The organism is Prevotella denticola (assembly GCF_900454835.1).
In the GTDB taxonomy this organism is placed as follows: Bacteria; Bacteroidota; Bacteroidia; order Bacteroidales; family Bacteroidaceae; genus Prevotella; species Prevotella denticola.
The window spans coordinates 907,631-920,012 of sequence record NZ_UGTM01000002.1 but is presented as its reverse complement, the minus strand read 5'-3'; the positions used below and the strand labels follow the sequence as shown (position 1 = coordinate 920,012).

Sequence of the window (12,382 nt, the reverse complement as noted above, 5' to 3'; positions counted from 1 at the left end):
ATCAACTATTGTCAAATTCTTCATTTTTAATGATGAGCCTTTACCATAAATAGTATAGCGTATATAGAAAAATAGAATATGAATAAAACATATAGGGATTTAATTTATAGATTTCAGAACCAGGGTATTGAAGAATCCCAATCCACCGGTGCAATCCTTATAGGAAAGCGCCCCATATAGCCCCCGAGGCTTGGCTAAACACCCTGTATCCTCCGCTAAGTAAGAACGATGTCCAAGCATTGGAGAAAGAATTGGGCATGGAAATTCCCATCGATTATAAAAAATTCTTGTTAGATGTAAGCAATGGGTTAGACATATTGGTTGGAACCTTTTGTTTAGACGGGTTAAGAAGAAACTATAAAAGAAGCACTGATGAAAGCCGCCAACCGTTTTCGATTATTACGGCAAACATTCGGGAAAGACCTCGAAATGCCACAGACGACCATTTCTTTATAGGCGGTTATGACTGGGACGGTTCTTATCTTTATATAGATAAAAGAACAAGCACCGTGCACTATTGTGATAGAGACGATGCAACCTCCCTATTCCAATGGGAAACGTTCGAGCAAATGCTTATATCAGAGTTAAAGAGGATATACTCACTGTTTGATGAGAGGGGAAGAAAAACAGATGAAGACCTTTATACCACCCCAATTAAAAGGTAATATAAAGCCTCGTGATATTAGTCATATAAGGGTATCAGTGAACACCCATACAAGGGTATTGACGAACACCCATATAAGGGTATTGACGAACACTCTTATAAGGGTATTAACAACGGGTATACAAGAAATCCGAATCGGAAACGTTATTAGAGTATATAACATAAAAAACAATATGAAAAGAAAGGTGTGTTCCTTCTTATTACTTATGTTGGCTGCAGCTAATTGCATGGCTTGCAGTCTTCCGTCCGACACAGCTGAGACAAATGAAAAGTCAGGAAACCCATTGATAGAATACGGGTATGATGCCGAGGTTGATACTGTAACAGGATATTATGGGAAGCCGATTCAGCACTTGACAAGTTTTGTGAATAATACGATACAGCTTAGTTGTCCTACTCCAAACCGTTGGAAGGGATTTTATACATGGAAAGGATTTCGGATATCTGACTTTTATGTAAAGATGGGAGAAGCATCATTCAAAGGGATGAATGCCGCTGTTTTATCTCCGATAACCATGACGACAGCTGTTGACACTATTACGGATTCGATTTTTACCGACCGCCTTCTTGCGATAGAATACAAGGGAAGACGATGGGTTTACACCAATGTTATTCGCAACACGGAAGCTGAAACAATGCTGAGTTTTGAGAATATAACAGCAGGGGAGGAGGGTATAGAACTGAGTTTTGAAGCAGGACAAGGATACAAGTATGCCTATAACATCCTCATTAACATGTATGACGGGCAGCCATGCCTGTCCAATATCTATGTTGATGAACACAATTCGTCCGCAAAATATCAGGCAACGCATCAATTTGATTTTACTTCTTTTGGGGACGAAGGAGATTTCCCCCTTTATCGCTATCGACGCCATTTCCCGATGCTTCTACGTATGGGAAACTACGATGCCTTTGGCGAATAACAGCCCCTGTCATCTACTTTATGGATAGCAATTACATACGGGACAAGTACTTAAAATCGCCATCGAAGTTGAATATCAAGTCCACTTAGTGTTGAAGAGTTGACCTGCTGAAGCCCGGAAGAGACGTGGTTACGGTCGAAGTAATGGGTGGTTGAACTGCGAAGGATGAGCATAAGATGGCTTGAAAAGTCAGCCCGTACAAAGAGACTATAACGCATTCCCCTGCCAAAGAAGGACGGAAAGCTGAAGGAGTAAAGCGGACCACGCTCATAGATGTAGATGCGGGAGGAGAAGTCGGCTGTGTGGAAGTAGCCTAATGTGCCGGTAAGACTGAGCCATGAGAGCGGCATCCATGTGCCTGACTCACTTAACATATAGCCGAAACTTCGATTGAGATAACTGCTTGCAGCTATATCCAACTGGCTTTTACAACTCCATGAATCGGCAGAATAAGTCAGTGTGAAACGTCCACGCTGCGTCAGTTCGTTCACAAGGGCAGTCTTCTCGGCATTGTCTTTCTCACGTATCCGAAGCCGGTAACGTGCCAGAAGTGACCAGCGTTGGCGGATATAGGTAAGCATCAGCAGATTGTCCCACGCTTTGCTGGCAGTATGTGCACCAAAACGAGGATGTGAGAAGTAAACGAAATCAGTGTAAGCCATGAGTGACAAGCCACGTGTCACGTTCCAGTCAGCCCCTACAAGGATTCCGCTCTCGTTCTGAACCGCTCCGTTGTCACCGAATCCACGTGCAAGAAGTGCCGTGTACTGATAGCCATAATATCGTTGGATAGCAAGGAATGACAGGTTAGGTGCAGCCTGAAAGGAGAGGTTATTCACCGTGGCAATACTGCCTTTGCCGTCCACTGCCGTCTCACCAGCCAATGACCAGTGGGGATGCTGATAGCCATAGTCCACACTGACGTTCCAGAAGTTATTGCCCGACGGAGCGTAATGATGGTAATATAATGAGGTGTTGGGCGTCAGTTCCTTATCGAAACAGGTGTAAAGAGCCGACAATCCTACACGAAAAGCACCCGATGACCAGCTCAGATGTGTCCCGGCGACAAACTGTGAGGCAGCATCTTTTCGGTTCATCTCTCGTTCTGTACGGTGATAGCCGGTATTGAGTATCGTCTTGATGGTGCCACTGCCAGAGAGTGTGGCATCAATGGTTCGGTAGGAAAGGAAAGCTGTGAGGTCGAGATGTTTTGCCATCTCCACCGTTGCAGCTGCTCCCTGCAGATAATTGACTGCCGAGCGGGATGAATGTGTATGGATTCCTGTGGACTGTCTGCCGAGCGTTGAGAGCATGGCAGGTTTCCCAAAGGAGAAAGAGTTGTTGATGACAAGTCCCTGTCCGAAATTCACCTTGTATCGTCCTGCCGCCAAAGCCTTCATCCGCCCCATCTTCCTTAACAGCACGTAGAAGCTGTAATGGTCATAACCCAGACTGTTGCCATGCGCAAAGAATGGCTCACCTGCATCTTGTGCACCCACAATTCCTGCCTGAACATAATCGCCATAACGGAAGGTGTAACGGAAAGAATGGGCATAAGGATAGCCGATATAGCCGTTGCGGTCGCCTTCCCGCTTATAGAAAGGAATGTGAGAAGTAAACATCAACGTGTGTTTTCCACCCTTCAATATAGATTTAAGAGAGGGGAACTGTTTGTGTTCTTCTGCTGGAGAAACATAGACAAAATAAGGAAGAAGCTGGCGGCGTACCACATCAAGGGATTCAATCATGGCAAGCTCGCCCAATGACTGCATGCCATGATACTGGTAAACGTAGGCTTGCAGTTCCTCAATCTGTTCAGCCGTCAGGAATGGGATGCGCTCCATTTCTTCCCGTGTTGCCGTATTGATGTTCAGTGGATGTTCTGCAAGCCCAGCCAGCAGTTCAAAAGTTTCCTCCTTCACTGTTGTATTTTCTTCGGTATTGGCATAGAGTTCATCAAGCAACTCTTCCCATTTACAGGGTTGTTGTGCGATGGCATTAAGACTGACAAGTCCAAGGAGCCAGGTCAGTAGTAGCTTCTTCATTCGGTATAACTTTCAAAGTATTAAGGCAACAAATATAGCCTTTGTTTCTGATAAAAGCAAACAAAACAGCAATAAAAGTAAAAACATCCGTGCTGAGAACTGGATTTTAACCTCAATTCCGCAGCGTTTTTCCTTGTGAGGCGATTTTATATGTTGAGATGTCTTTTTGGGGCTCTATATGTTGTTATGAGGTTTTTCGTGGCTTCCTGGGTCTTGCCTGGGCATGAAATCCCCCACCCAAACCAATGGGGAAGTATGAAAAGCCACAAAGAAATGATGTTTATTCAATGAAGACCTCAGCGTAGTAGGTTTTATTTGTATATAGGTTCAGAACGTTCTGCCTTCCAGTGCGTACCCATTTTGCTGGCACGCTGACAAAATGCAGGATAAAGGCTTTCAGCCTGCTTGTCTTTTTCAATGGCTTGACCTTATCGCTGATATGACGGACGAGATAGAGATAGAAGTTCTTCAGCATGGCGGTAACCATCATGAAAACCATGTTCTCAGCCATAAAGGAAAAGGGCAGATGCGACCATCCGAAGTCATTGTTCTGTATGTCGAAGTTCTTTTCGCTCGCTCCACGTTCATTGTAGAATGTAATGATGTCCTTCTCTGTGGATGTCCGGTTATTGGTAAGGATACAGCGGTATGTGTATATCACTCCGAACATATCCGTCTGTTCCCTGCCGTGCCTGTCTTTCAAGGGAGTACGCTGTACGACAAGCCTGTATGACTTTCCTTCGATGAGGTTGTCCATGCTGACGGAGGTGACATCGCATCTCTCATAACCAACCTCAACGCTCTTCCATTCTTCCAGCTGGCGGAACTCCTCGTGTCGGCTGCCACAGTTGGCTGCACATATATAGAACGTGTTGCAGCGCTGCTCTACGGTCTGGATGATCTCCTTTGAGAACGACCCGCAGTCGGCACGGAAACGCTCTATTACCACACCAAGTTCTGAGGTTACACGGTCCATAATGCGGCGAAGCGTATCCTCCTGATGGAATTTCACATTGGTGTTTCCGTCACGGTTCTCACCTCCGACTATGATGCCCCCGATGGAAGCCCAACCAGGGAAATAGCCAAAATCCTGCTTGTAGGAATACTTTGCATCGAATTTGCGGGCAGGAATAAACTGGTGGTCAAAGCCCAGGTCAATATGGCTGCCCGCCTTTACAAGGTTCTCCCGTTAAATACGTAGATAGGAAACAGAACAAAGGCTTATACACCTGTATGGTATGACTATCCAAAATCAGATGGTCTCACAAAGGAGGATAAAGCACAGAAAAAATGCAGAAAAGGCGAACAGATACCATGTCTTTCCGTCTTCTACAAACAACTTGTTCCCATATCAATCAATATTTGTAAACTATTTTCATACAACCCAAAACCAATACATGACCTTTTGGCTTTGAAAAGACGCCCAATTGACTTGCAATAGACGCCCTTTTGAGGTCTAACTGACGCCCTTTTGAAGTCCAATTAAGCACCTATTCTTGCACTGCTTTATAACTAACTGATTTACTGTTGGTTGCAAACTTGCTTTTTATATGTATTTTTGCCTTTATCTGCAGGTATTTTACCTGTAATTATATCATGATTTTTCAAGATGTTGTCTGCGATTTTCAAAGTATTTACATGAAAAGGTTTTCTGCGTTGGAGGATGATAATAAAGTAGGTAGCCAAGACAGTCTAGGCTATGTTTTATTTAATGAGCAACTCCGGTTCTTCCTTTAAAGCTATACGAAAAACATCCACGCTTTTAATGGAAGAACCCTTTATAAGTCCCATTCTCCGTATCATACGTAAAAGTAAGGTGTTCAGCTTTTCTGCAGTGTTGAAACTGTAAGACCTGCCGGAGGTTTCGCTCTTATAGACAATATTCTCTTCGGCAAGCTCCTTCAGTCCGCGCCCCACAGTGTCGGCACCGGGTAACAGCGTACCAGGTCGATGCCTGAACTGTCCTGTAAGCGCATTGATGTCCTCAAGGCAATCCCCTCCACAAAGGTAGCTGAAGAAGAGAGAGCCCAGGATGCTTCCATGGCTGAATGCCTTGCCACAGCTTCCGCGTCTGCCCAACACGGATTCGGTAAGTTTTTCAAAGCCCAACTTTGAGAAAACGTCCATAATATGATAAATTCCACCGAAAGAAGTGATCTTCTCGTTTTTAATTGCTACCTTTGGCATGTCAGTTTTTTGCTTACTATGTTTGCAGCACCAAGATAGGTGAAATTTCTGACATATCCAAGTGTTTTGAGAACTTTGTTTCTCAGGCACTTGGAGTTCTTACAAGAATTTATGCTGCGGAATTAAGGTATATGATAAATATAGCACAAAAATTAGCTATTGTGGTTCTTCTATTTCTTGTAATAACGACCTATTGCGCAGGAGATACTTTGTTCATCAACTGGAATACTCTTCCTATCCAGCGCCTGCCTTTTAGTATAGAAGCCTGTGATTCGAGTAATGTCGATAGTATTCGTGAATCTATTCGTAACAGTCCCCATACTTCGGTAGCGGCAGCATTTTCACCAAACACCTTTGTTAACGAAAGATTATACTCCGGAGATGGCATAGACTCTACAGCACGATTTTATAAACGGCTTCCCGACAGATATGGATTTAAAGTTGTCATATTCTCGTTTCTGAACCAAGACGACTATGATGTCTACCCCGCATACAGTATACAAACACTGGATAATTATAATCGTTGCATAGACAAAATGGTAATCTGCTCTTACGTACCGGGTGGTTGTGCATGGAAAAGAAGTTTTGCGTGCATGGCAAATGGCAGAATAGTTATTACCGATAGCGTAGAGGTATTGAGTTCTGATGATGGTTCCGAAGAAAATCCTCAAATAGTTCTCTCACGCGAAAATACATACATGTATATCATTAATCCCCATGGCAGATTTGTCAGATGGTATCCACAAGAGTTCGGATATATTAGCAAACCATTGAAAGAAGAATGCGATGATACTGCTACCGGTTTGTATGAAGAACGCGGACAAGTTAAAAATCATCTGCGTGAGGGTTACTGGCTTGTGGCACAAAAGCGGGAAAGCAAAAATGATAATAGCTATATTCAACGTAAGATTTATTACCAAAATGGTGAAAGCATTGCACACAAGGAAAAGACACATAAATAGAACCAAATCGTAGATAATACCAGAGCGTTGCCTTATACTCGCGAAAGTACTCCAGAAAAAACAAATCACTAAATACTGGGTAGACTGTGCTTCGATAAAAATACAGCCGGCAATATTTAAATAAAAGTTAAATATAACCTCAATTCCGCAGCATTATTCCTTGTGAGGTACTTTTATATATTGAAGTGACATTTTTGGGATTTATCCATTGATATGGGGATTTTCTAGGATTCTTGGTTCTTGCATAGACATGAAATCCCCCACCCAAACCAATGGGGAAGTTTGAAAAACCACAAAAAAAATGATGTAAATTCCACCGAAAGAAGTGATATTCTCGTTTTTAATTGCTACCTTTGTCATGTCAGATTTTTGCTTACTTGTTATGTTTGCAGCACCAAGATAGGTGAAAATTCTGACATATCCAAGTATTTTGAGAACTTTGTTTCTCAGGCACTTGGAGTTCTCACAAGAATTTATGCTGCGGAATTAAGGTATGAAAAGAATAGTATTAGTAAGACATGGCGAAAGCCTGTGGAACAAGGAAAACAGATTTACCGGTTGGGTAAATGTTGACTTGAGTGAGAAGGGTGTCGTTGAAGCGCAGAATGCCGGACAGCTAATGAAAGAGGCTGGCTTTCATTTTGACCGAGCTTACACATCCTATTTAAAACGTGCCGTAAAGACACTCAACATTGCTTTGGATACAATGGATCAGGATTGGATTCCCGTCAAGAAGTCATGGCGTCTTAACGAAAAGCATTATGGAGAACTGCAAGGGCTGAATAAGGCTGAAACGGCTGCTAAATTTGGAGATGAGCAGGTTTATCAATGGAGGCGCGGCTTTGACGTAGCCCCTCGTTTGCTTGCTGATGATTCTCCTTTTAGCTCCACGCATGATCCCCGGTATAAGGATGTGCCTTCCGCACTATTGCCTAAAACTGAATCTCTGAAGGATTGCATTGCAAGGGTGATGCCTTACTGGGAATGTGAAATTTTCCCAAGCCTGATGACCTGTGATCAGGTTATTGTCGTTGCACACGGCAATAGTCTTCGCGGCATTGTGAAGCATCTGAAACAGATTTCCGATACCGATATTTCATTACTCAATATCCCTACGGCAACCCCTTATGTGTTTGAGTTTGATAATAGTCTTCAGCTGCTTCGTGATTACTACTTGGGCGATCAGGAAGAGATACAGCGCAAGCAACAGGCTGTAGCAAATCAGGGAAAGAGACTTTAATGAACCTATAAGTTTACGAATAATTTGAGAAATATGGTAAAAATTGCTTTCTTTGATGCCAAAAGCTACGACAGGGAATCTTTCGGGCAGATAAATAAGGAGTATGGCTACGACATTCACTTTTACAAAGAACGGTTAAGTCTTGAGTCGGTAGAACTCGCCAGGGGCAAGGATGTTGTTTGTATCTTCGTGAACGACGAATGCAATGCCGCAGTGATTGACTGCCTGCTAAGTATGGGAATCCAACTGATTGCTCTTCGCTGCGCAGGTTTCAACAATGTGGACATAAAGGCTGCCAAGGGTAAGATTCCTGTTGTAAGAGTGCCTGCTTATTCTCCCCATGCAGTGGCAGAATATGCTGTAGCCTTGATGCTGTCACTTAACAGGAAAATATATCGTTCCGTATCACGAACCCGTGAAGGAAACTTCAAGCTGAAGGGACTCCTCGGCTTTGACATGTATGGCAAGACGGTAGGAGTGATCGGAATGGGTCGTATCGCGAGGGAGCTCGTCAGAATCCTTTATGGCTTCGGTATGAAGATTCTTGCCTATGACCTTCATCCCAAACCAGAGCTGACGGAACAATATGGCGTGAAATTCTGTAGTCTTGATGAGATTTATTCCCAATCCGATATTATTTCATTACATTGCCCTCTGACAGATGATACCCGCTTTATCATCAACAAGGACAGTATTGCCAAAATGAAGGACGGCGTAATGATCATTAATACGGGGCGTGGAAAACTCATTCATTCAGAAGACCTTATCGCCGGACTCCATGCTCACAAGATTGGGGCGGCAGGACTGGATGTCTACGAAGAAGAAAAGAACTACTTCTACGAGGACCGCTCGGACAGGATGATCGACGACGACAAACTTGCCCTCTTGCTGATGATGCCGAATGTAATCATCACTTCGCATCAGGCTTTCTTTACCAAGGAGGCCCTGCATAATATAGCAACCACCACCCTAGAGAATATTCGTAAGTTCAAGTATAACGAGGAATTAGAGAATATAGTACAATGAGTGCTATCCATAATGGAGGGTGTGTCAAAACTCAATTTATAAGAAGATGGACTTTTAAATTGAAATTTGAGCATCTTAAAAGGCTAAAGAGGGGGGGCTTATCATTACTTGTACGTTGTCAAATAAAAGTGCACAACTGCAAATGTAGTTATTTATGCTGTAATATCATTCTTTTATTCTCAGAAATTCTTTTGTTGATTGAATTTTGCTTTATTGTTTCTCTTATTCTTTTAATTTTCTCCCCTTGGCCTAAATATACATCTCTAGGTGTAAGATTGTCCAACGATTCATGAAACCTCGGGTCAGTCCTAAAACCCAGTTGCAAACCTACTTCTCTTAAGCACACAATTTCATAAGCCTATATAAAAAGAAAGGAATATCTGTGACTCCTCTGAACTGTGCCCTGAATGCCTTAACCTTGGCATTGAATGACTCAGCATTTGCATTTGTTGCTCTGTTTACAAAGAAATTGAGTATGGTTTGATAATGATTTTCAAACGTGTCAATCACCGTGTAGAAATTGTCCACTCCCAGCTCTTCAACCTCATTGAACCATTTAGCCAGCTTCAGTCTTGCAGCATCCTTGATGCTCTTGATGTTATAAATATCGGTAAGTTTCATAGCCAGATCATATGCCTTTTTCAGTGTAGGATAATGTTCAAAGATGATTTCCGCCCTGGCTTTCTGTGCTTCAGTCCACTTGGTCCTGTGCTTGGTCAATATGAACTTTGCCCTGGCGAGCAACTGCTTACGCGTGTCACCATTGCTGTATCTAAATGGTATATATTCCTTTCCCTCACTTTTAGCTTCTTTTATCTCCTCATTCTCTTTATCCCTTGCCATCCACCGGTAAGCGATACGCATGTCATCCAGAGCATCATAATACAGTTTCTGCACATGAAACCTGTCATTGGTAATGAGTGCTTTGGGAAAAACGGCACGGGCTATGCGCATCATCGAAGATGACAAATCAAGTGTTATCTCTTTGACAGTCTTTCGTTTGGACAGGTCTATCTTCTTGACAACCTGAATAACGTCCTCTGCCTTGGTCCCTTTAACCACAGCCACTAAAGTTCCATTTCTGCCCTTTCCCGCCTTGTTGGTCAGAAAAGTATAGACCTCGCCACTGCTTAGACAGGTCTCATCAATACTTAGACTCTCACCTATGTTATTTTCAAACAATAGCCAGTCTTGAGCATGATCCAACTGATCCCAGCTGCGGTAGTCACTGAAATGTTCCTTGTACTGTGTGGATAACTGCTTGCCATTTACGCCATAGTGCGCACCGATGCTTGCGATGCTCTCTGCAGTGGACTCAATTCTATTCTTTTAAAAAAGAAACGAACTCGGGGGATAGTTTACTGCCCTCAGCCGTCAAGTCATCATATGAATAAGTAAATATCTCTCCGTTGGAACTGTCACGCCACTTGCGTCGGCGAACATGGAGGTAGACGGCTTTGCCACGAAGAGGAAAGTCCTGAATTACACGCTCGCTGGTAAAACCATAACTGCTTACAGTGCCTAACTTATGGTCTGACTTTTCCATAAAGTTACGCTCGTCAAGCCAAAAGTCAAACTGGGAAACACCCTCTTGAATATCGACAACATCAAAGTAGTCGGCAAGTACATCTGGAAAGATGCAACGTAATAGTTGGTCACTCTTCATGATGCAAAGGTAATAAATACTTATGAAATTATGCGCTTAAGAGAAGTAGGTTTGCAACTGGGGTTTAGGACTGACCCGAAACCTCCTCTCATTATAGTATTTCACCCACCCATCAATAGCCTTTTCTAATTCAGAGGGACAGAAATAATACGCGAGTTCGGGATAAAACTTTGTAGAGCTCATGCCTCGTGTATTCTTGAGTATCCAACTCGTTCATGGCCTAACGGCTAAGATGAAGAACAAGCTGATGCCCATGTGGGATAAGATAATGTTAAGAAAACGCTATATCATCGAGAGCATCAATGAACTCTTGAAGAATAAAGCTAACCTCGTACACTCGCGACATAGCTCAATACACAACTTCATCATGAACCTATGTTCTGCCCTAACAACCTATTGCTTTTTTGATAATAAACCTGAAGCACTCCCTGTTTATGTCGAAAAATCAAAGCAGTTAGAACTATTTGCATACTAAGCTTATCCCGAGCTCGCGTATAATATGATAAATTCCACCGAAAGAAGTGATATTCTCGTTTTTAATTGCTACCTTTGTCATGTCAGATTTTTGCTTACTTGTTATGTTTGCAGCACCAAGATAGGTGAAATTTCTGACATATCCAAGTGTTTTGAGAGCTTTGTTTCTCAGGCACTTGGAGTTCTCACAAGAATTTATGCTGCGGAATTAAGGGAATAATAATTTGGGCTCTCATGGCAACTGCTGTGATGGGCATTCAAGCACAAAAGAATATGGAAAGGAAAGAAATCAAGCAGACCGCAGGACGTACCGCCCTCGGAGAGTTCGCACCGGAATTTGCTCATCTCAATGATGACATTCTTTTCGGTGAAGTGTGGAACCGTCAGGAAGAGATGAGCCTGCATGACCGCTCGCTTACCACAATTCTCTCACTCGTGGCGCAAGGCATCACCGACTCATCGCTCAAATATCACCTGAATACGGCCAAAGCCAATGGCGTGACCCGACAGGAATTTTCGGAGATGATCACTCACGCCGCTTTCTATGTAGGCTGGCCTAAGGCATGGGCGGTGTTCAACATGGCCAAGGAGGTGTGGACTTCAGACATACAGACCAAAGAAGAATTTCAGGCAAGCACACCCTATCCCATTGGCGAGCCTAACACGGGCTATGCCAAATACTTCATAGGGCTGAGTTATCTCGCTCCGATGGAGGCTGACAAGGGGGGCGTGGTAAATGTAACGTTTGAACCCCGTTGCCGCAACAACTGGCACATTCATCACAAATCCGTTCAGGTGCTTATCTGCGTTACTGGCCGTGGCTGGTACCAAGAGTGGGGCAAGGAGGCTGTGGAGATGAAGCCCGGGACCGTCATCGCCATCCCCGAGGGCGTGAAACACTGGCACGGAGCCGCCAGAGACAGTTGGATGCAGCACCTGACTTACAATACTCACGTTGAAGATAGCTCATCGAACGAATGGTTGGAACCTGTCACTGATGACATCTACGACAAACTCAAATAAGGCATTGCTTTCCCTATAGAAAGTTCATTTCGCGAGTTATTAGCCTACAATCATGCATTTTGAACTGACTAATGTAGAATGTAGTCAAGAAGTAGTGATTTCTATCCGCTGCCTCTGACTACATCCTAATCCTTTCTCTTTCATCGTATTACTCCTTATTGTAGTAATGTAG

At 43.4% G+C, this 12,382-nt stretch carries 9 protein-coding genes and 4 pseudogenes; 7 read left to right on the top strand and 6 right to left on the bottom strand.

Annotated elements, in window-relative coordinates; all coding sequences use genetic code 11:
- The first annotated feature begins 78 nt into the window (after nucleotides 1-78).
- Together DYH27_RS11930 and DYH27_RS11925 are read left to right on the top strand one after the other, a co-directional pair.
- Nucleotides 79-665, top strand: a pseudogene (locus DYH27_RS11930) (SMI1/KNR4 family protein).
- A 172-nt stretch (nucleotides 666-837) separates the two neighbouring features.
- A complete protein-coding gene (locus DYH27_RS11925) occupies nucleotides 838-1,587 on the top strand; it encodes a hypothetical protein (protein ID WP_029216684.1) in 750 nt (249 codons plus the stop codon).
- Between the two features lie 50 nt (nucleotides 1,588-1,637).
- On the opposite strand, the gene DYH27_RS11920 is transcribed toward DYH27_RS11925, so the two are convergent.
- From DYH27_RS11920 to DYH27_RS11900, 3 genes and pseudogenes are all read right to left on the bottom strand, one after another.
- The gene (locus DYH27_RS11920; RefSeq protein ID WP_025068416.1) at nucleotides 1,638-3,632 is read right to left on the bottom strand and encodes a helix-hairpin-helix domain-containing protein; all 1,995 of its coding nucleotides are present in this window, start codon (nucleotides 3,630-3,632) and stop codon (nucleotides 1,638-1,640) included.
- A 280-nt stretch (nucleotides 3,633-3,912) separates the two neighbouring features.
- Nucleotides 3,913-4,821: pseudogene (locus DYH27_RS11910) on the bottom strand (IS1380 family transposase); the annotation flags it as partial.
- A 563-nt stretch (nucleotides 4,822-5,384) separates the two neighbouring features.
- Nucleotides 5,385-5,819: pseudogene (locus DYH27_RS11900) on the bottom strand (IS1380 family transposase); the annotation flags it as partial.
- A gap of 131 nt (nucleotides 5,820-5,950) precedes the next feature.
- Between DYH27_RS11900 and DYH27_RS13460 the strand changes: the two are divergent.
- The gene (locus DYH27_RS13460) at nucleotides 5,951-6,781 is read left to right on the top strand and encodes a hypothetical protein (RefSeq protein ID WP_029216699.1); all 831 of its coding nucleotides are present in this window, start codon (nucleotides 5,951-5,953) and stop codon (nucleotides 6,779-6,781) included.
- A 201-nt stretch (nucleotides 6,782-6,982) separates the two neighbouring features.
- On the opposite strand, the gene DYH27_RS13455 is transcribed toward DYH27_RS13460, so the two are convergent.
- On the bottom strand, nucleotides 6,983-7,141 hold the full coding sequence (locus DYH27_RS13455) for a hypothetical protein (protein WP_172462792.1): 159 nt from the start codon (nucleotides 7,139-7,141) through the stop codon (nucleotides 6,983-6,985).
- 133 nt (nucleotides 7,142-7,274) lie between these two features.
- On the opposite strand from DYH27_RS13455, the gene gpmA reads away from it, so the two are divergent.
- Both gpmA and DYH27_RS11875 read left to right on the top strand, forming a co-directional pair.
- Nucleotides 7,275-8,021: a 2,3-diphosphoglycerate-dependent phosphoglycerate mutase gene (gpmA, locus tag DYH27_RS11880; RefSeq protein WP_025068419.1), complete on the top strand. Its 747-nt coding sequence runs from the start codon at nucleotides 7,275-7,277 to the stop codon at nucleotides 8,019-8,021.
- Between the two features lie 33 nt (nucleotides 8,022-8,054).
- A complete protein-coding gene (locus tag DYH27_RS11875; RefSeq protein ID WP_025068420.1) occupies nucleotides 8,055-9,047 on the top strand; it encodes a 2-hydroxyacid dehydrogenase in 993 nt (330 codons plus the stop codon).
- Nucleotides 9,048-9,383: 336 nt separating this feature from the next.
- Here DYH27_RS11875 and DYH27_RS11865 read toward each other — a convergent pair whose 3' ends face one another.
- The gene (locus tag DYH27_RS11865; RefSeq protein ID WP_455430468.1) at nucleotides 9,384-10,367 is read right to left on the bottom strand and encodes an ISAon1 family transposase; all 984 of its coding nucleotides are present in this window, start codon (nucleotides 10,365-10,367) and stop codon (nucleotides 9,384-9,386) included.
- Between the two features lies 1 nt (nucleotide 10,368).
- A complete protein-coding gene (locus DYH27_RS11855; RefSeq protein ID WP_025068505.1) occupies nucleotides 10,369-10,713 on the bottom strand; it encodes an ISAon1 family transposase N-terminal region protein in 345 nt (114 codons plus the stop codon).
- 202 nt (nucleotides 10,714-10,915) lie between these two features.
- Between DYH27_RS11855 and DYH27_RS11845 the strand changes: the two are divergent.
- Nucleotides 10,916-11,188, top strand: a pseudogene (locus tag DYH27_RS11845) (transposase); the annotation flags it as partial.
- Between the two features lie 233 nt (nucleotides 11,189-11,421).
- Nucleotides 11,422-12,210, top strand: coding sequence for a carboxymuconolactone decarboxylase family protein (locus DYH27_RS11835; protein WP_081640807.1), 789 nt, complete (start codon nucleotides 11,422-11,424; stop codon nucleotides 12,208-12,210).
- Nucleotides 12,211-12,382 lie beyond the last annotated feature (172 nt).

Coding starts and splice junctions, on each gene's coding strand:
- DYH27_RS11925 (WP_029216684.1), top strand. CDS start 838: ATGAAAAGAAAGGTGTGTTCCTTCTTATTACTTATGTTGGCTGCAGCT.
- DYH27_RS11920 (WP_025068416.1), bottom strand. CDS start 3,632: ATGAAGAAGCTACTACTGACCTGGCTCCTTGGACTTGTCAGTCTTAAT.
- DYH27_RS13460 (WP_029216699.1), top strand. CDS start 5,951: ATGATAAATATAGCACAAAAATTAGCTATTGTGGTTCTTCTATTTCTT.
- DYH27_RS13455 (WP_172462792.1), bottom strand. CDS start 7,141: ATGACAAAGGTAGCAATTAAAAACGAGAATATCACTTCTTTCGGTGGA.
- gpmA (WP_025068419.1), top strand. CDS start 7,275: ATGAAAAGAATAGTATTAGTAAGACATGGCGAAAGCCTGTGGAACAAG.
- DYH27_RS11875 (WP_025068420.1), top strand. CDS start 8,055: ATGGTAAAAATTGCTTTCTTTGATGCCAAAAGCTACGACAGGGAATCT.
- DYH27_RS11855 (WP_025068505.1), bottom strand. CDS start 10,713: ATGAAGAGTGACCAACTATTACGTTGCATCTTTCCAGATGTACTTGCC.
- DYH27_RS11835 (WP_081640807.1), top strand. CDS start 11,422: ATGGCAACTGCTGTGATGGGCATTCAAGCACAAAAGAATATGGAAAGG.